This is a genomic window from Bosea sp. NBC_00550 (assembly GCF_026020075.1).
Lineage (GTDB): Bacteria > Pseudomonadota > Alphaproteobacteria > Rhizobiales > Beijerinckiaceae > Allobosea.
In genome coordinates this window covers 497,355-516,077 of sequence record NZ_CP102772.1, presented here as the reverse complement: position 1 = coordinate 516,077, position 18,723 = coordinate 497,355, and the positions used below count along the sequence as shown (strand labels likewise).

General features: G+C 66.3%; 18 protein-coding genes. 11 read left to right on the top strand and 7 right to left on the bottom strand.

Going from position 1 to position 18,723, the window contains the following annotated elements; genetic code table 11:
• The first annotated feature begins 42 nt into the window (after window positions 1-42).
• The 8 genes from NWE53_RS02450 (at window position 43) to NWE53_RS02415 (ending at window position 6,934) form a co-directional block, all read left to right on the top strand.
• Window positions 43-807, top strand: a complete 765-nt coding sequence (locus NWE53_RS02450; protein WP_265052805.1) for an arginyltransferase — start codon at window positions 43-45, stop codon at window positions 805-807.
• A gap of 112 nt (window positions 808-919) precedes the next feature.
• Window positions 920-1,567 (top strand): RraA family protein, encoded by a 648-nt coding sequence (locus NWE53_RS02445; protein WP_265052804.1) that lies wholly within the window; start codon window positions 920-922, stop codon window positions 1,565-1,567.
• Window positions 1,568-1,717: 150 nt separating this feature from the next.
• Window positions 1,718-2,029 (top strand): UxaA family hydrolase, encoded by a 312-nt coding sequence (locus tag NWE53_RS02440; protein WP_265052803.1) that lies wholly within the window; start codon window positions 1,718-1,720, stop codon window positions 2,027-2,029.
• A complete protein-coding gene (locus NWE53_RS02435; RefSeq protein WP_265052802.1) occupies window positions 2,026-3,225 on the top strand; it encodes a UxaA family hydrolase in 1,200 nt (399 codons plus the stop codon). The genes NWE53_RS02440 and NWE53_RS02435 overlap by 4 nt, the downstream gene beginning before the upstream one ends.
• A gap of 62 nt (window positions 3,226-3,287) precedes the next feature.
• Window positions 3,288-3,674, top strand: a complete 387-nt coding sequence (locus NWE53_RS02430) for a hypothetical protein (RefSeq protein WP_265052801.1) — start codon at window positions 3,288-3,290, stop codon at window positions 3,672-3,674.
• A 34-nt stretch (window positions 3,675-3,708) separates the two neighbouring features.
• Window positions 3,709-5,070 carry a PepSY-associated TM helix domain-containing protein gene (locus NWE53_RS02425; RefSeq protein ID WP_265052800.1) on the top strand — a complete coding sequence of 454 codons (1,362 nt, stop codon included), beginning with the start codon at window positions 3,709-3,711 and terminating at the stop codon, window positions 5,068-5,070.
• Window positions 5,071-5,224: 154 nt separating this feature from the next.
• Window positions 5,225-6,250, top strand: a complete 1,026-nt coding sequence (locus NWE53_RS02420; RefSeq protein ID WP_265052799.1) for a DUF2336 domain-containing protein — start codon at window positions 5,225-5,227, stop codon at window positions 6,248-6,250.
• Between the two features lie 90 nt (window positions 6,251-6,340).
• Complete coding sequence (locus NWE53_RS02415) at window positions 6,341-6,934, top strand: outer membrane protein (RefSeq protein ID WP_265052798.1); 594 nt, start codon at window positions 6,341-6,343, stop codon at window positions 6,932-6,934.
• Window positions 6,935-7,110: 176 nt separating this feature from the next.
• Here the strand turns inward: NWE53_RS02415 and parC are convergent, their stop codons facing one another.
• The 3 genes from parC to NWE53_RS02400 form a co-directional block, all read right to left on the bottom strand.
• Window positions 7,111-9,357, bottom strand: a complete 2,247-nt coding sequence (gene parC / locus NWE53_RS02410; RefSeq protein ID WP_265052797.1) for a DNA topoisomerase IV subunit A — start codon at window positions 9,355-9,357, stop codon at window positions 7,111-7,113.
• A gap of 122 nt (window positions 9,358-9,479) precedes the next feature.
• A complete protein-coding gene (gene recO, locus NWE53_RS02405) occupies window positions 9,480-10,226 on the bottom strand; it encodes a DNA repair protein RecO (protein WP_265052796.1) in 747 nt (248 codons plus the stop codon).
• Between the two features lie 182 nt (window positions 10,227-10,408).
• On the bottom strand, window positions 10,409-10,792 hold the full coding sequence (locus tag NWE53_RS02400) for a tautomerase family protein (RefSeq protein WP_265052795.1): 384 nt from the start codon (window positions 10,790-10,792) through the stop codon (window positions 10,409-10,411).
• A gap of 112 nt (window positions 10,793-10,904) precedes the next feature.
• On the opposite strand from NWE53_RS02400, the gene NWE53_RS02395 reads away from it, so the two are divergent.
• The gene (locus NWE53_RS02395) at window positions 10,905-11,744 is read left to right on the top strand and encodes a LysR family transcriptional regulator (protein ID WP_265052794.1); all 840 of its coding nucleotides are present in this window, start codon (window positions 10,905-10,907) and stop codon (window positions 11,742-11,744) included.
• 120 nt (window positions 11,745-11,864) lie between these two features.
• On the opposite strand, the gene NWE53_RS02390 is transcribed toward NWE53_RS02395, so the two are convergent.
• From NWE53_RS02390 to NWE53_RS02380, 3 genes are all read right to left on the bottom strand, one after another.
• Complete coding sequence (locus NWE53_RS02390) at window positions 11,865-14,078, bottom strand: RelA/SpoT family protein (RefSeq protein WP_265054795.1); 2,214 nt, start codon at window positions 14,076-14,078, stop codon at window positions 11,865-11,867.
• Window positions 14,079-14,239: 161 nt separating this feature from the next.
• Window positions 14,240-14,629, bottom strand: a complete 390-nt coding sequence (gene rpoZ, locus NWE53_RS02385) for a DNA-directed RNA polymerase subunit omega (RefSeq protein ID WP_265052793.1) — start codon at window positions 14,627-14,629, stop codon at window positions 14,240-14,242.
• A gap of 102 nt (window positions 14,630-14,731) precedes the next feature.
• Complete coding sequence (locus NWE53_RS02380; protein WP_265052792.1) at window positions 14,732-16,438, bottom strand: ATP-binding protein; 1,707 nt, start codon at window positions 16,436-16,438, stop codon at window positions 14,732-14,734.
• Window positions 16,439-16,665: 227 nt separating this feature from the next.
• Here NWE53_RS02380 and NWE53_RS02375 point away from each other — a divergent pair, with 227 nt between their 5' ends.
• Window positions 16,666-17,418, top strand: coding sequence for a pyridoxine 5'-phosphate synthase (locus NWE53_RS02375; RefSeq protein ID WP_265052791.1), 753 nt, complete (start codon window positions 16,666-16,668; stop codon window positions 17,416-17,418).
• 62 nt (window positions 17,419-17,480) lie between these two features.
• On the top strand, window positions 17,481-17,897 hold the full coding sequence (gene acpS, locus NWE53_RS02370; protein WP_265052790.1) for a holo-ACP synthase: 417 nt from the start codon (window positions 17,481-17,483) through the stop codon (window positions 17,895-17,897).
• Window positions 17,898-17,972: 75 nt separating this feature from the next.
• On the opposite strand, the gene aqpZ is transcribed toward acpS, so the two are convergent.
• Entirely contained in the window at window positions 17,973-18,698 is a 726-nt protein-coding gene (gene aqpZ / locus NWE53_RS02365; RefSeq protein ID WP_265052789.1) for an aquaporin Z, read from the bottom strand.
• Window positions 18,699-18,723: the final 25 nt, after the last annotated feature.

Sequence of the window (18,723 nt, the reverse complement as noted above, 5' to 3'; positions counted from 1 at the left end):
GATGTTACATTGAACGGCGCAGCTATTCCGGAGCCAGCCGACGTGACGCGCCCATTGCGGGATGCTCCGCAATTCTATCTGACCTCCCCGACCACGTGCCCCTATCTGCCCGGGCGCGAGGAGCGGAAGGTCTTCACGCATCTGGTCGGCTCGCGGGCGCGCGAGCTCAACGACGTGCTGTCCCAGGGCGGCTTCCGCCGTTCGCAGAGCATCGCCTATCGACCGGCCTGCGAGATCTGCCGATCCTGCATCTCCGTACGGATCTGCGTCGACGATTTCCGCTATTCGCGCGGCTTCCGCCGGGCGCTGGCGCATAACAGCGATCTGATCGGCGAGGCCCGGGCGCCGCAGCCGCGCTCCGAGCACTACTCGCTGTTCCGCTCCTATCTCGACGAGCGCCACCCGGATGGCGGAATGGCGACGATGTCGGCGCTCGACTTCGCGATGATGGTCGAGGACACTCATGTCGAGACCCAGCTGATCGAGTATCGCCGCCGCGGTCCTGATTCCGGTTTCACCGGGCGGGGCGAAGGTGACCTCTTCGCCATGGCATTGACCGATACGCTCGGCGACGGGCTCTCCATGGTCTATTCGGTCTACGATCCCGGGTTGGAGGCCCGCTCGCTCGGCACCTTCATGGTGCTCGACCATATCGCCCGCGCCCGGCGGCTCGGCCTGCCCTATGTCTATCTCGGCTACTGGGTCGAAGGCTCGCCCAAGATGGCCTACAAGGCTCGCTTCCTGCCGCAGGAGCGTTTGATGCCGCAGGGCTGGGAGCGCGTCGACCGCGCCGATTCAACCGATTGAAACGCATCAGCGACGCGCGGAAAACGCGCTTGCGACGCCCCCTCCCTCCCGGCACTGTGCCGCCAACGGCCAGCGCGGCAAACCCGCCGCGATAAGGCCCGCCGGAGGAAACATGAGCGAAGACCTGACGCAGCGGCTGGAGCGTTGCTACACCGGCATCATCCACGACACGATGCGGGCGATGGGGCTGAAGGATTTCGTGCTGCCGCCGGAATTGCGCCCGCTCCTGCCGGGCCAGAAGCTTGCCGGCCCCGCCTTCACGGTGGAGGGCAAGACCGGGGAATTCGACGCGCATGAGACGCTGCTGGGCTGGACCGGCCTGCTGTCGGCCGCCAAGGCCGGCCATGTCTGGGTCTGCCAGCCGAACACCAACGAGATCGCGCTGATGGGCGAACTTTCCGCCGAGACGCTGAAGAACAAGGGCGTGCGCGGCTGCGTCATCGACGGCCTGTCGCGCGATACCGAGTTCATGGTCGAGATGGGCTTCCAGGCCTATTTCAAGGCCTATACTCCGCGCGACATCGTCGGTGCCTGGCTGCCGAAGGCGGTCGACGAGCCGATCAAGATCGGCGATGTCTGGATCCGCCCCGGCGACTACATCCTCGCCGATCGCGACGGTGTCGTTCGCATTCCCGCCGAGATCATCGAAGAGGTTCTGGAGAAGTCGGAGACCGCTATCTATACCGAGAACAAGGTCCGCACCGCGATCCTGGCCGGCACCGATCCGCAAAAGGCCTATCTGCAGTACGGCAAGTTCTGAAAGACAATCCAACCGCGCCGGCATCCCGGGCGACCGAAGGGAGGCCCGGGATCCATGCCGGAGCGCGGCTGGCAGAGGTTCAGGCTTGGATCCCGGATCAGCGCCGCCAAGGCGGCTTGTCCGGGATGACGACCAGAGGGAAAGGACGCCATGTCCCACGATCCGCGCCTCATCCTGCTCGATCCGCGCGACAATGTCCTCGTCGCGCGGGTGCGATTCAAGGCCGGCGAGACGGTGGAGACCGGCTCGGGCCCGGCAGCGCTCGACCGTGACATCGCGCTCGCCCACAAGATCGCCCGCCGCGCCATCGCGGCCGGCGAGAAGATCCTGAAATACGGCGCGCCGATCGGTGTGGCGACCGAGGCGATCGCCGCCGGCGCACATGTCCATGTCCACAACATGCGAAGCGACTACACGCCGACCTATCATTTGGAAGACGAGCGCAAGGGAGCTTCGGCATGAGCGAGATGCGCGGCTATCTCCGGTCCGACGGGCGCAAGGGCATCCGCAATACCGTCGCGGTCGCCTATCTCGTCGAGTGCGCCCATCATGTCGCGCGCGAGATCGCACTGCCCTGGCGCGAGGAAGGCGTCCACGCCATCGGCTTCCCCGGGTGCTATCCGAACCCCTATGCCGAGCGGATGATGGAGCAGCTTTGCACCCATCCGAATGTCGGCGCCGTGCTGCTGGTCTCGCTGGGTTGCGAGAGCTTCAACAAATACGCGCTGGAGCGGGCGGTGCGCGCCACCGGCCGGCCGGTCAAGACCATCATCATCCAGGGCACCGGCGGCACGCGTGCCTCGATCCGCGAAGGCCGGGCCTGGGTCGAGGAGCAGCGCATCGCGCTCGACACGCAGGAGACGGTGCCGATGGCGGTGTCCGAACTCGTCGTGGGCACGGTCTGCGGCGGCTCCGACGGCACCTCCGGCATCACCGGCAACCCCGCGGCGGGGCGCGCCTTCGACCAGCTCATCTCGGAGGGCGCCGCCTGCATCTTCGAGGAGACCGGCGAGCTGATCGGCTGCGAGCACATCATGGCGGCGCGCGCGGTGACGCCCGAACTCGGCGCCGAGCTGGAGAAATCCGTGGCCAAGGCAGCGCGCTATTACGCGACACTGGGCTACGGCTCCTTCGCCGCCGGCAATGCCGAGGGCGGGCTCTCGACCATCGAGGAGAAATCGATGGGCGCCTATGCCAAATCCGGGGCCTCGCCGATCTCCGGCCTGATCAAGCCCGGCGACGTGCCGCCACACGGCGGGCTCTATCTGCTCGACGTCGTGCCGGATGGCGAAGTTCGCTTCGGCTTCCCCAACATCAACGACAATGCCGAGATCGCGGAACTGATCGCCTGCGGGGCGCATTGCGTGCTGTTCGTCACCGGCAGAGGCTCGGTCGTGGGATCGGCGATCTCGCCGGTGGTGAAGATCTGCGCCAATCCCGAGACCTATCGCCGGATGTCGGAGGATATGGACATCGATGCCGGGCGCATCCTCGAAGGCCGGGCCGGCCTCGACGAAGTCGGCACCGAGATCCGCGACCTCGTCGTCTCGCTCGGCCAGGGCGGCAAGACCAAGTCCGAAGAACTCGGACATCAGGAATTCATCCTGACCTATAAGAGCTTCGAGCCGCTCGGCCCGGCCTGCCTGCCGGCCGCCTGAACAGAAGGCAGCGTCACGCTGCGCGCTTCCGCCGGCCCGACGGATCGGCTAAGCGCTTCTGCATGAAGGGGACGACAGGACGGACGAACTGGCACAGGAGCGCCATCGCGCTGCTGGCCGTCTATGTCGTCGTTCTGCAGACGACGCTCGCGGCGCTCGCCGCCGGGATATCGGCGCAGCCTTCGCCCACTCTGCTGCATCCGCTTTGCGCGCCCGGCCAAACCGCCCCGGCGGAGCCTGCTCCGGATAGCAGCGGCGGCAGGCTGCCCGATTGCTGCGCGAGTCTCTGTCTGTCGGCGACTGCGCTGCCACCGCCCGCAGTGCCCTTCGCGATCCCCCGGCGAGAGCCGGCGCCGCATATCGTTTCCGTTCCGCGGGCAGCCGCCGACCCGGCTCCCGCAGCGCATGGCTATCCGCTCGGCGCCCGCGCTCCCCCTTCCCTGGCCTGAAGCCCTTCCCCTTCAGCTCAGACCAGGAATTTTCATGACAACCGTTTCCACGGCTACGGCCGCGCCCGAGCGCGCGGGCCGGCAAGCCGCATCCCTCTATCGCGCCGTCTGGCGCTGGCATTTCTATGCCGGGCTCATCACCCTGCCCTTCCTCATCCTGCTGGCCGTGACGGGCGGGCTCTACCTGTTCCGGGCCGAGATCGACGGCCTGATCCACCGCGACGTCAAGCAGGTCGAGGCCCGACAGACAACCGAGCGACCGCCGACCGAAATCGTCGCGCAGGCCATGCGGGCCTTTCCCGGTCAGCCCGTGAAATATGTGCCTCCAGAGACCGCGACCGCGTCGGCCGAGGTCACCCTGCGCGATGCTGCCGGGACGCGGATGGTGGTCTATGTCGATCCCTATGACGGCCGCGTCCTCGGCCAGATCCCCGATCGCGGCACGTTGATGTGGGTGATCCGTCAATTGCACAGCCTCGCCTATTTCGGGCCGATCGCGAACGGCGTCATCGAGATCGTCGGCGGCTGGGCGATATTGCTCGTCCTGACCGGCCTGTATCTGTGGTGGCCTCGCAAGCAGCGCGACGGTGTCGTCACCGTGCGCGGCAAGCCGCGCCAGCGGGTGTTCTGGCGCGATCTCCATGCCGTGACCGGGTTCGTCGCCGGCGGCTTCATCCTGTTCCTCGCCATCACCGGCATGCCCTGGTCGGTGCTCTGGGGAGCCAAGGTCAACCAATGGGCCAACGGCCACAATTTCGGCTATCCGGCCGGTGTCCGCGTCGCCGTGCCGATGTCCGACGAGCACCTCGCCCATGCCGGGCCGACCTCATGGTCGCTCGAACAGGCCAGGATGCCTGAATCGGCAGGCGCCGGAGGCAAGCCTATCGATCTCGATGCTGCCATCGCGACCTTCGATCGCCTCGGGCTGAAGCGGGGTTATGCCGTCAATCTCCCGAGCGGTCCGGCCGGCGTCTACACGGGCTCGGTCTATCCGAAGGACATGGCGTTCCAGCGGGTGATCCATCTGGATCAATACAGCGGCAAGCCGCTGCTCGACATGGGCTTTTCCGACTACGGACCGCTCGGCAAGGCGCTGGAATGGGGCGTCAACGTCCATATGTGCCAGGAATTCGGTCTGGCGAACCAACTCCTGATGCTAGCGGTCTGCTTCGCGATCATCCTGCTGGCCGTCTCGGCTCTGGTGATGTGGTGGAAGCGGCGGCCCCAGGGCTCGCTCGGTGTCCCGCCGCTGCCGGCGGAGAGGGGGACGCTGCGCATTGTCGTCGGCCTGCTCGCGGTCGGGGGGCTCGTTTTCCCGCTGGTCGGAGCGTCGCTGATCGCGATGGCCCTGATCGATCACCTCCTGACACGAAATACGCAACCTATAGGTGCGTAACCTGGAAGACCGGCTGGCAGGCGCCGGCACGTACACCACGGGCTGGACGGCGGGGCATCACCATCCCGCTGTCCAGAAAACGAGTCTGTTGCCTTAAGAGTAAATCAAGCTGGTTCGGGCATGATGCCGTCGCTGCTTTGCCGTGGGGGCCTTCATGTTGCGTAACCTGACCCGGATGCCGGCCGACATGTCGTCGGATTCGCGCCGGCAGTTGCTTCATGCCGTCACGGATCTGTTCCTGCTCGACCAGGAACCCAGCGACACCGTCAAGGATCACTATGGGGAGATCGCGACGAGCTCGCTTCCCCATCTCGGCGACGACGAGCGCAAGGGCTATGCCGACCGCGTGGCGAGCATGCCGACGCTGCCGCACAACGTCGCGGTCACGCTCGGTGGCGACAGCAATGCGGAGGTCGCCCGGCTCGTCCTGACCCTCTCGCCTGTGCTGACGGACACCGACCTCGCCGCCATCGCGGTGAGCCAGTCGCAGCAGCACCTCGTCGCCATCGCCGAGCGCGCCCGTCTCTCCGAGGGCGTCACGGACATCCTCGTCGAACGCGGCGACCAGAAGGTGTTGCACACCGTCAGCGCCAATGAGGGCGCCGCCTTCTCGGATCGCGGCTTCGACCGGTTGCTCGAGCGTGGGAGTAACGACGCCGCGGTCACCGGCGCTCTCGCCCGCCGATCCGACCTTGCACCAAACCGGGCGCAACGCGTGCTGCGGATCGTCGAGCAGTTCGCCGATGGACCTGCCCCGAGCGCGAGCGCGACGGAGGAAGCTGTCTCGCTTGCCCGGCAGGCGCGCCAGCAGCGCCTCGAGGTCAAGCTCCTGCTCTCCGACCTTGCGGCGAAGGTCCGCGAGGTCGACGACGTGCTCACCATGCTGGCCGACGAGGATCGCGCCTACCATCTCGCGCAGGTTCTGGCGCAGATATCCGACATCTCGATCGAGCAGGCGCTGCGCGTGCTGATGCAGCGGGATGCCAGCGGCATCGCCGTCACCTGCCGCGCGCTGGGGATCGGCACCACGGCCTTCCGCGCCATCCTGCAATTGCGCGCGCGGCGGCTCTACTTCTCGTCGCGCGACATCGATGACGATGTCGACGCCTACGCCAAGCTCGATCTCGCAACGGCGGAACGGACGCTGCGCTTCCTCAAGCTCAGGACGAAGATCGCCTGAGCGACCCGTGGCCGCGCCACAAAACCGCGACATTCGACCCGCCTCATGCTAGCCTCCCGCAGGGCGCTTCTGCGCGAGGATGGCTTCGACGTGAGATTTCCGCTTCTTTCCGCTGCGGCGCTTTCGATCTTCTTCACCGGCGCGGCAGAGGCGCAAACCTTCCTGCCCCTCACCGGCTTCGCCGCCGTACCCTCCTTCGCCTGGGACGAGCCGAGTCTCTCGCCGAAATGGGAAGGTTCCTATGCCCGTATCTCGTCGGGCTTCCAGGTGACCAGCTCGAAGCACATGCGCACCAGCGCCGGGCCGACCTTCGGGCTCGAGGCCGGGACGATGCGGCGCGAGGGCAATTTCGTCTACGGCATCATCGGCGCGATCGACTACGCCCCCGCGATCGGCGGCTACGGCTATCCGAGCTTCGGCAACGCCGCCTACACGCGCGACTTCGCCGGCGCCTTCCAGATCAAGACAGGTGTGCTGGTGACGCCGGACGTGCTGCTCTACACCAAGGTCGGCGTGAGCGCCGCCAACGAGACCTGGCGCTATGGCGCGACCGACTTCGCGGCCCCCTTCAGCCGCAGCGACATCGCCGTGCGCCCGGAAGCGCGCGCCGGGGTGGAATGGGCCGTAACCGACAAGATCACGCTCGGCGTCGAGGTGGGTGTCTTCGGCCAGGCGATCCGCTGAGGATTCGATTCAGGCGACTGCGGAGGTGATTCCGGAACGCCGCGCAAAGCCTTGATCTTGCGTCATTCTCGGGCAAAGCGCAGCGGCGACCCGAGAATCTCTTCCCGAATGAGGCGCCTCTCCTTCCAGAGATACTCGGGTAGAGCCGGAGCATGACGCCTCGTCGTACTCCGCGCCTACCCCCCGAACGTATTGCTCTTCGGGAAGCCCTTGGGCGGCAGGCGGCCTGCTTCGGCGCGATGGCCGAGCCATTCCAGCAGATCGGCCTGCGTCACGGTCCAGGTCCGGCCGGAGGTGTCGAGCCAGGTGAGGCCGTCGGCGAGGTTGAAGGTCCTGGCGTCGGACAGGCCGCCATCCTTGTAGCGCTGCAGGCGAACGCCCTTGCCGCGTCCCATCTCCGCCACTTCCGAGATCGGGAAGCAGAGCAGCTTGCGGTTCTCGCCGATGATCGCGACATGGTCGCCCTCCGCAGGAACCGCCAGCACCGCGACCGCCTTGCCGTCGACATTGAGCACCTGACGGCCCTTGCGGGTGTTGGCGACGACATCGTCGGCCGGCGCGACGAAGCCCCTGCCCTCGCTGGTCACCATCAGCAGCTTGGAGCCCGGCTTGTAGGCGAAAGCCGAGACGATCTCGGCCGCCTCCTCCAGCTCGATCATCAGGCGGATCGGATCGCCGAAGCCGCGGCCGCCCGGCAGCTTGGAGGCGTCGAGCGTGAAGACCTTGCCGTTCGAGGCAAGCACCAGCACCTTTGCCGTCGTCTCGGTGAAGAAGGCCGTCTGGAGCGCGTCGTCGCCCTTGAAGGAGAAGCTGGAGCGATCCTGGACATGGCCCTTCAGCGCGCGGATCCAGCCCTTCTTCGAGATGACCACCGTGACCGGCTCGCGCTCGACCATGGCCTGGGTCAGGTCGATGTCGGTCGTCTCGGGCATATCGGCGAAATCGGTGCGCCGCTTGCCGATCACCGTTTCCGGGCCGAAGGTCTTCTTCACCTGGCGGATGTCCCAGGCGATGGTCTTCCACTGCGTCACCTCGGAGGCGAGCAGACCTTCGATCTGCTCCTTCTCCTTGGTCAATTCGTCGAGCTCGGTCTTGAGCTGCATCTCCTCGAGCTTGCGCAAGGCACGCAGGCGCGTGTCGAGGATCGCGTTGGCCTGGACCTCACTGAGCTCGAAATAGCGCATCAGCTCGATCTTCGGCTCGTCCTCCTCGCGGATGATCTTGATGACGCGATCGAGATCGAGATAGACGATCAGCAGGCCGCGCAGGATTTCGAGACGCTTCTCGATCTGGCCGAGCCGGAAGCGCGAGCGCCGCAGCAGCACGTCGCGGCGATGGTCCAGCCAGGCACGCAAGGCCTCGGAGAGACCAAGCACGCGCGGCACCAACCCGCCGGTCAGCACGTTCATGTTCATCGGAATGCGCGCTTCCAGCTCCGAGAGCCGGAAGAGCGATTCCATCATCAGGTTGGCATCGACGTTGCGGGCACGCGGCTCGATGACGATGCGGATGTCCTCTGCCGACTCGTCGCGCAGATCGGCGACCAGCGGCAGCTTCTTGTCGTTGAGCAGCTCGGCGATCTTCTCGATCAGCCGGCCCTTCGAGACCATGTAGGGGATTTCGGTGACGACGACCTGCCAGGCACCTCGCTCTAGATCCTCCTTCATCCAGCGCGCGCGGGTGCGGAAGGCGCCGCGCCCGGTGCGATAGGTCTCCGCCATCGAGGCGCGGGTCTCGACGATGATGCCGCCCGTCGGGAAATCCGGGCCGGGCACGAAGGTCATGAGCTGTTCGGAGGAGGTTTCCGGATGCTGGATCAGATAGAGCGCGGCGTCGCAGAGCTCGGCGGCGTTGTGCGGCGGGATCGAGGTCGCCATGCCCACCGCGATGCCCTGCGAACCGTTGGCGAGCAGGTTCGGGAAGGCCGCCGGGAGCACGACCGGCTCCTCGTCCTCGCCGTTATAGGTCTCGCGGAAATCGACCGCATCCTCGTCGATACCGTCGAGGAGCAGCCGCGCGACCTCGGTCATGCGTGCTTCGGTGTAGCGGTAGGCGGCGGCGTTATCGCCGTCGATATTGCCAAAATTGCCCTGCCCGTCGACGAGCGGGTAGCGCTGGGCGAAATCCTGCGCGAGGCGCACCAGCGCGTCGTAGACCGACTGGTCGCCATGCGGGTGGAACTTACCGATGACGTCGCCGACGATGCGGGCGCATTTCTTGTGGACCTGGCCGGGGTCGAGCCGGAGCAGCCGCATGGCGTGCAGGATGCGGCGGTGGACCGGCTTCAGCCCGTCGCGCGCGTCCGGCAGGGCGCGGTGCATGATGGTGGAGAGCGCATAGGCGAGATAGCGCTCTTCGAGCGCCGATTTCAGATCGATGCGCTCGGATTCATCCTCCGGCGGCGGATCGACCGGTTTGCCCATGCTTCGTCAGCCCTCGTCTCGTCGAAATTCGCGTGATGCTCTATGGCACAGCACGAATCAGCCCGCCAGAACAATGCAGGTACGCGCCCATGCGCGCAAACGCCAGGACCGGCATTTTGCGTTCAATCGGTGGATGAATTCGCGGCTGCGCGCGTCGCCAGCTCAACCAGCCTTGCGCGCTCCGGCGGCTCCTGCAAACCGCGCGGTTCGAAGAGGTGCCGACGCAGGAAAAACCCGGTCAAGGCGAAGCCCGAGAGAATATCGGCGGCCGATGGCTGGCGCCCGCCCTGCCCCTCGACGAGAAAGGCCGGCAGCGCCAGCAGTCGGTCGAGATAGGGCTGCGCCGCCGGGCGGCTGACCGCCTTGCCCGACTTCGGCGAGACATGGCTGAGATCGTCGGTCGAGCCGGTCGCGGCGCAGCGCGCCAGGTCGAGCCCGAAGCCGAGTTCTGACAGCATGGCGAGCTCGAAGCGCACGACCAGCGCGGGGGCGAGGCGCGGCTCGTCGAGATGAGCGATCAGCACCGAGAACCCTTCGTAGAGACCGGGATGCGGATCGCGCTCCGGCAGCAGGCGCAGCAGGCCGGCAACCGTCGCCAGCCCGTAGAGCGCGACCGGCGCCTCGATCAGCCTTGCGGCATGGGAGGTCAGCAGTTCGACCTTGTATTCGCCGAGATGCTCGTCGAGCCGGGCGCGCCACGTCAACGAGACGCTGTTGCCCGGCTGCAGCGGGGCCTGAGCCTTGGCCGAGCGCCCGCCCCGGACGAGCCCGAGATGGCGGCCATGGTCGCGGGTCATCACCTCCAGGATCGCGGCGCTTTCGCCATGAGCCTTGAGGCCGATGATCGTGCCCTCGTCCGTCCATTCCATGAGGACAGGATGTAGAGTGGGAGGGTCGTCGCTGCAATTTCCAGTGCAATGTCATCCCGGCCGAAGCGAAGCGGAGCGCCGGGATCCATCGTAGGGTTCCGGTGCTCTACGATGGATCCCGGATCTGCACGGCTTCGCCGCTTGTCCGGGATGACGGCGCGGAGGTGAGCGGAAACGACGCCTCACGCCACGTACTGGGCGATCCCGCCGCCGAAGGACCAGTCCTCGCGCTTGACCTCGACGAGGTTGATGAAGATGTCGTCGGGCTTCAGCCCTGGCTCGCGCGCGAGGTTCTCGGCGATCGCGGCATAGAGCTTCTTCTTCTGCGTCACGCCGCGCGTATTGGCGACGGTGATCTGGATGATCACCAGCCCCGCGCTGCGGTTGAAGCCGAAATAGTTGGCATCGAAGACGAACTCGTCGGCATCATGCTGGTGCACGACGGCGAAGAGGTCCTTTTCCGGCACCTCGAAGGTTTCGCGCAACGCCTTGTAGACGCCGTCGATGATCGCGGCGGGCTCGGAAGCCGGGCGGCCGCGCCGCATGGAAATACGGATCAGGGGCATGGTGTCGTCTCCTTCGCGGCGCGTGATCGCGCCTTCGAGAAGAACCATAGGCTTGCGATATCGATCTGAAAATCGTATTTCTGATGATATCAAAGATACGGAATTACGATCTATGAGCACGCTCGATATCGACGCCGTCGCCTCCTTCCTGCGCGCTGCCGAACTGAAGAGCTTTACGCGCGCCGCCGAGGCGCTCGGCACGACGCAGTCGCTGGTCTCGACTCGGGTGAAACGGCTGGAGGATGGGCTCGGCCGCCTGCTGCTGCAGCGCCATCCCCGGCTGGTCCGGCTGACGGCCGAGGGAGAACGCTTTCTGCCGGCCGCACAGGACCTGATGGCGGCGCATGGCAAGGCGCTCCTCGCCTTCACCGCCACGACCGAGCGAATCGCGGTCGGCATCAGCGAACAGGCTGTTGGCGCCGAGGTTCCGGCCGTGCTGGCGCGGCTGTCCGCTCATGATCCAGGCATTGTAATCAACCTCAGGATCGAGTCGTCGCGGGCGCTGGAAGAGGCGTTCGAACGAGGCGAGATCGATGTCGCGATCGTCCGCCGGATCGGGCCGGGGCGGACGGGCGAGGTCTTGCGCGACGACGCTTTCGGCTGGTTTGCGGCAGGCAGCCTGGTGTGGCAACCGGATGCGCCCGTGCCCCTCGTCAGTCTCGTCGCCGATTGCCGCCTGCGGGCGCACGGCATCGACACGCTCGACCGCGCCGGCATCTCTTGGCGCGAGGCCTTCATCGGCGGCGGCATGGCGGCGGTCGCGGCGGCGGTTCAGGTCGGGCTCGGCGTCTCGCCGCTGGCGGCGCGGATCGCGCCTGCCGGAACGATCGATGTCGGGCCGGACTGGGGCCTGCCGGCGCTCGGCGCCTCGCAGGTCGTGCTCAGGAGCAATGTCGCGACACCGCGCGCGAGCGCCTTCGTGCGGGAATTGGCGGCGGCGTTTCGCGGGTAGTCTCCAGCCTCGGCGTCATTCTCGGGCGGAGCGAAGCGCAGACCCGAGAATCTCTTTCCAGAGAAAGCCCTGGTCACGAGATGCTCGGGTCAAGCCCGAGCATGACGGCGCCATTCTCGCCTACCCCACCACGCGCTCGACCCGGCTGATCACACGCTTCTCGCGCAGTTCGCTGATGATCGCCGAGAGATGCTTCAGGTCCCAGACCGTCAGATCGATGGTGACGTCGGTGAAGTCCGGATTCGGGCGGTTCATCGAGACGGCGTCGATATTGCCGTCATGCTCGGCGATGGTGGTGGTGATCTGGGCGAGCGAGCCCGGCTCGTTGATCGACTTCAGGGCGATGCGAGCGGGGAAGCGCTGCGGCACCTTGTCGTCGAGATCCCAGCGCACATCGAGCCAGCGATCTGGCTCGTTGTCGAAGGCCGCGAGCGCCGATGACTGGATGGGGTAGATCGTCACTCCCTCGCCCGGCGTCAGGATGCCGACGATGCGATCCCCCGGTACGGCACCGCCATTTGGAGCGAAGCGCACAGGCAGGTCGCGCCCGAGGCCGCGGATCGGAATCGCACTGTCGGAAGGTGCCTCGCCCGGCAGCTTGAACTTCAGGTTCTCGCCCTGGCGCAGCTCGAACCAGCCCTTGCCATTGGTCCCGGAGGGAGGCTTCGCCTCGGGCGAGCCGCGCTTCTCCGGTTCCAGATCAGGATAGACCGCCTTCACGACGTCGCCGGAATACATCTCGCCGCGGCCCACGGCGGCGAGCACATCGTCGACCGTATTGCGCGCGAGCCGCTTCAGCGCGGCCTTCAGCTTGTCGTCCGAGAAGGCGCGTTCGGCACGGGAGAAGGCCCGTTCGAGGATCTGGCGGCCGAGGCCCGCATATTGGCGGCGCACCGCCGTGCGCGTGGCGCGGCGGATCGCGGCGCGGGCCTTGCCGGTGACGACGAGCGCTTCCCAGGCCGCGGGCGGCGCCTGCCCTTCGGCACGGGTGATCTCGACCTCGTCGCCGTTCTGCAGTTCGGTCAGCAGCGGGGCGATGCGCCCGTTGATCTTGGCGCCGACGGCGCTGTTGCCGACATCGGTATGCACGGCATAGGCGAAGTCGATCGGCGTGGCGCCACGCGGCAGGGCGATCAGCCTCCCCTTGGGCGTGAAGCAAAAGACCTGATCATGGAAGAGCTCGAGCTTGGTGTGCTCGAGGAATTCCTCGGGACTGTCGCCCTCGTTCAACAGATCGACGGTGCGGCGCAGCCATTGATAGGCGCGGCTCTCGTCGCCGAGCTGGCTCGGCTCGCCGGTGCGGCCATCCTTATAGTGCGCATGGGCGGCGATGCCGTATTCGGCGATACGGTCCATCGAATCGGTGCGAATCTGCAGTTCGACGCGGCTATGGCCGGGGCCGACCACGGTGGTGTGGATCGAGCGATAATCGTTCTGCTTTGGCGTCGAGATGTAGTCTTTGTAGCGGCCGGGCACCATCGGCCAGGTCATGTGGACGATGCCGAGGACGCGATAGCAATCCTCCGGCTTCTCGACGATGACGCGGAAGCCGAAGATATCCGAGAGCTGCTCGAAGGAGACGGATTTCCGCTCCATCTTCTTCCAGATCGAATAGGGGCGCTTGCGGCGGCCCGAGACCTGCGCCTGGATACCGCTGGCGGCGAGCTTGCCCTTCAGATCGTCCTCGATCTCCCCGATCACCCTGCCCTCGCGCTCGGTGACCTCTTCCAGCCGCTTGGTCACGGTGGCGTGGGCTTCCGGCTTGATGTGGCGGAAGGAGAGCTCCTCCAGCTCTTCGCGCAGCTCCTGCATGCCCATGCGGCCGGCGAGCGGGGCGTAGATCTCGATCGTCTCCTCGGCGATGCGCAGGCGCTTCTCGGGCGGGACGAAATGCAGGGTCCGCATGTTGTGCAGCCGGTCGGCGAGCTTGACCAGCAGCACCCGGACATCGTCGGCGATGGCGAGCAGGAGCTTGCGGAAATTCTCGCCCTGCGCGGCCTTCTTCGAGACGAGGTCGAGCTTCTTGATCTTGGTGAGGCCGTCGACGAGCCGGCGGATATCCGGCCCGAACATGCTCTCGATCTCTTCGAGCGTCGCCGCCGTATCCTCGACCGTATCGTGCAGGACGGCCGCGACGATGGTCGCGTCGTCGAGCTTCAGATCGGTCAGGATCGCCGCGACTTCGAGGGGGTGGGCGAAGAAGGGGTCGCCCGAGGCGCGCTTCTGCGTGCCGTGCGCGCGCATGGCATAGACATAGGCCCGGTTGAGCAGGTCCTCGTCGGTGTTCGGATTGTAGCTCCTGACCCGGTCAACGAGCTCGTATTGCCGCATCATGCCCATGCGGGCCCCTGCCTCATCCCTTGATCGTTGCAACACATTATTATCGGCACGGGCATCAGGGGCGGCAAGGCGTTTTCCGGAAGGCGGGCATGAAAAAGCCCGGCACTGCCGGGCTTTAGCGTCAAACAATGAACAATCGATTCACAGCAGGAGGATCAGTCCTCGTCGTCGGCGCTCTCGGTCGGCGGCACGAGGCCGTCGAGGCCGCGCAGAAGGTCTTCCTCGCTCATGCGGTCGAACTGGACTTCGCTGTCGGGCGTCGCGGCGGCAGAGGGGCTGGCGAGCAGCGGCACCGTCTCCTGCTCCGGCTCGTCGACCTCGACATGCTTCTGCAGCGAGTGGATCAGGTCTTCCTTCAGATCCTCAGGCTTCAGCTTCTCGTCGGCGATCTCGCGGAGCGCGACGACGGGGTTCTTGTCGTTGTCGCGGGCGACAAGGATCGACGAGCCCGACTGGATCATCCGCGCGCGGTGGCTGGCGAGCAGCACCAGCTCGAAGCGGTTCTCGACCTTGTCGATGCAGTCTTCAACGGTAACGCGAGCCATGGCCGGCTCCTTCCGATCTCAGCGATGCAGGGAAATGGATTGAGCACGGCCTTACAGGCAATGCCGCCGCGATGCAAGAATTTCGCGCTTGCCTGCCGGCACTCACGCCCGCATGCGCCGGACCATGTCGTCGAGGGTCGGTTCCAGCCGCCCGCCGCCCTCGCCCGCACGGCCGCCCATCGCCGGCAATTCGTGCGGTTTGAGCTCGGCGAAGCGCATCCGCATCGTGGTGGCGACGCCCTCGCCGAAGGCGATCGCTTCGCGATTGCCGATCGAGGACAGGAAGTTGATCGTGCTGGCCGAGGCGTCCGAGATCGCCGAGCGGATGATCTGCTGGTCGCGCTCATTGGCCAGCCGCATCGCGAAGACCGTCGAGCACTGGGACAGGATCGTCGGATCGAGCTCGCCCGGACGCTGGGTGACCACGCCGAGATAGCAGCCGTATTTGCGGCCCTCCTTGGCGATGCGGGCGATCGCCTGGCGGGTCGGGGAGAAGCCCAGCGCCGGGTCGGACGGCACATAGCGATGCGCCTCCTCGCAGAGCACGAGGACCTCGCAGGCGCCCTGGCTCGCCATGGCGAGATCGAAGGCCAGCCGCGACAGCACAGAGGCCACGGCATTGACCACCTCGCCCGGGAGGCCACCGAGCTGGAAGGCGGTGATGGGCCGGCCATGCATGGGGATGCGGAAGATCTGACCGAGGATCGGCGCCACCGTCTCGTACATGTTGGCGCGGCCGAACATGAAACGGTAGCGCGGATCGGCATGGAGCGATTCCAGCCGCACCTTCAGCGAGCGCAATGCCGCCCGCGGCCAGCGCTGCTCATGCAAACCGATGAGCTCGTCGATGACCGAGAAGGCATCCTTCAGGCGATAGGGAGTCGCCGCATCGATGCCGGCCGTCGGCGCCGGCTCTGGAACACCGCGCCCGGCGCCGAGATCGAGCGGGCGCTTGAGCAGGCTCGAACCGAGATCGCGCGCCAGCTCCTGACTACTCGGGATGCGGTAGCGCGTGCGGGCAGCGGCGATGACCTCGCGCAGGATGTCGGGCTCGTCAGCCAGAGCCGGCCGGCCGCGGAAGACGACATCGGCCAGCTCTTCCTGCTTGAACATCCAGAACGGCAGGTCGAGCGCCTCGCCGTCGATCGTGAGGGCGAGGTCCGGAAAGGCGACGGAGTATTCGTTGTGCGGATCGAGAATGAGCACACGCAGGCGCGGGCGCGCCGCCACAGCCCGGCGCAGCAGCAGCGAGACCGCGCTCGACTTGCCGACGCCGGTCGTGCCGACGAGGGCGAAGTGGCGCGACAGCATGTCCTGGATGCTGACGGTGGCGGGGATGCTGGCATCCTGCGTGACATGGCCGATCTCGGCCGCCGTTCGGTCACCGAGGTCGTGCACGAGTGCGAGATCGCCCGTCCGGATGCGATGAGCCACGGCGCCGATCGGCGGATAATTGGTGATGCCGCTCTGGAAGCGCGCCGAGCCGTCCGGCTTTTCCTGCACTTCTCCGAGGAACTCGACCTCGACCTGGATCGGATTGTCGCCATCGCTCCATGCAGCCTCGACGGCGTGCAGCTTGTAGACCAGCGCCACGATCCGGCTCTGGCCGAGATTGATCGAGATCATCCGGCCGATCGCCCAGGCGTCGCCCGCCAGCCAGTTCCCGGTCGAGACCGCGCTGAGAATGGTGGCGCGCGAACCGTCGCAGGCAATCACCCGCCCCAGCGCCCGTTCCGGCGGCTGGTCGGCGTCGCGCCGGTCCGGCGCGATATCGGTGTGGAAGGCCGCATTCTTCAACGGGAGTTGCATAAGCCCCGACCGTTCGACTCTGAATTTAGCGAAGTGATCTCTTGACGTTACAAGCGGCCGGTTACGATTACCTTCACAGATAACCGACAAGCATTCGCGGTTATCAAATCGCAAATCGCCTCGTCGCCGCACCGATCACAAATCGTGAGGCCGCCATCACAATCCTGCATTGAGCCGATGGCGCAGTTTCGTCTAAGCACGGCGCAGTTACCAAGGGGGCTTGCACCATGGCCGAACGGCTGCGTCTGGGCGTGAATATCGACCATGTCGCCACTGTGCGAAATGCGCGCGGCGGCGCCCTGCCCGATCCGGTTCGGGCGGCCCATCTCGCCATCGCCGCCGGCGCAGACGGAATCACCGCCCATCTGCGCGAGGATCGCCGCCATATCCGCGATGCCGACATGGTCCGCCTCGCCAACGAACTGACGAAGCCGCTCAACTTCGAGATGGCGGCCACCGACGAAATGATGGCATTGGCGGAGCGACTGAGGCCGCATGCGGCCTGCCTCGTGCCGGAGAAGCGCGAGGAGCGCACCACCGAAGGCGGCCTCGACGTCGTCCGGCAGAAAACACAGCTCGCGCCGCGCATCGCGCAGTTGAAAGCGGCTGGCTGCCGCGTCTCGCTCTTCATAGAGCCGGACGAGGCGCCGATCGCGATGGCGGCCAAACTCGGCGCGCCGGTCGTCGAGCTGCACACCGGAAGCTGGTGCCACGCCGTCGTCGATGGCGAGGCGGCCAAGGCCGAGGCCGAATTCCGGCGGCTGGCGAATGGCGCAGCGTATGCGGCCAAAATGGGCCTCGAGGTCCATGCCGGACATGGGCTCGACTACGAGACAGCCCGCAAGCTCGCCGCTGTCCCGGCGTTCGTCGAGTTCAACATCGGCCATTTCCTGATCGGGGAAGCGATCTTCATCGGGCTGGAAGCCGCCATCCGCCAGATGCGGCAGGCCATGGACGAAGGCCGCGCAGCAGCGCCTTGAACGCATCGGCCTTGCCGGAAAACCGGTTTCCACTTTCCGGGCCGATGCTCTAAATCCCGAGCATGATCCTCGGCATCGGCTCCGACCTCTGCGACATCCGGCGCATCGAACGTTCGCTCGAACGCTTCGGCGAGCGCTTCACCCACCGCGTTTTCACCGAGGGCGAACGGGTGAAATCCGACCGCCGCGCGACGCGCGCGGCTTCCTATGCCCGCCGTTTCGCGGCCAAGGAGGCCTGTTCGAAAGCGCTCGGCACCGGCATGCGGGCCGGGGTGTTCTGGCGCGACATGGAGGTCGTCAACCTGCCGAGCGGGCGCCCGACGATGAAGCTGACGGGCGGCGCGCTGGAGCGGGTGCAAGCCATGACCCCGCCCGGCTTCGAGGCGATCGTCCATGTTTCGCTGACGGACGATCCGCCACTGGCGCAGGCCTTCGTCGTGATCGAGGCCCGGCCTATCAACGGCGAGAGACCGGCGTAGAACGAGCGCGACAGAACAAAAAAGCCGGCGCTGAAAGCGCCGGCCTTGGTTTTCGTCGGAGAAGATCGAGCCGGCTTATTCGGCCGGCTGCGTGCCGCTGACGACACCCCCCGGCTCTTCGCTCAGCCAGCGATAGATCACGCCGCCCAGCGCGCCGCCGATCAGCGGAGCAAGCCAGAACAGCCAGAGCTGGCCAAGCGCCCAGCCGCCGACGAACAGGGCCGGCCCGGTGCTGCGGGCCGGATTCACCGAGGTGTTCGTCACGGGAATGCTGACGAGATGGATCAGGCAGAGACCCAGGCCGATGGCGAGCGGCGCGAAGCCGGCCGGTGCCTTGCCGTGGGTCGAGCCCATGATGATGAAGAGGAACATTATCGTCATGACGACTTCCATGAGGAAGGCGGAGACGAGGTTGTATTTTCCGGGCGAATGCTCGCCATAGCCGTTCGAGGCGAAGCCATTGGCCAGATCGAAGCCCGGAGCGCCGCGCGCGATGACGTAGAGGAGGCCGGCCGCGACGACCGCGCCGACCACCTGTGCGACGATGTAGGGGACGACCTGATTGCCCGGAAACCGGCCGCCGGCAGCAAGACCGACCGTCACGGCGGGATTGAGGTGACAACCGGAAATATGGCCGATCGCATAGGCCATCGTCACGACGGTGAGGCCAAAGGCGAGCGAAACACCCAGCAACCCGATGCCTACATTCGGAAACCCCGCAGCAATGACCGCGCTGCCGCAACCCGCAAACGTCAACCAGAATGTGCCGATGGCTTCGGCGACATATTTCTTCATGCTCATCGCGATTCCCTCAGAGGTTGAACGG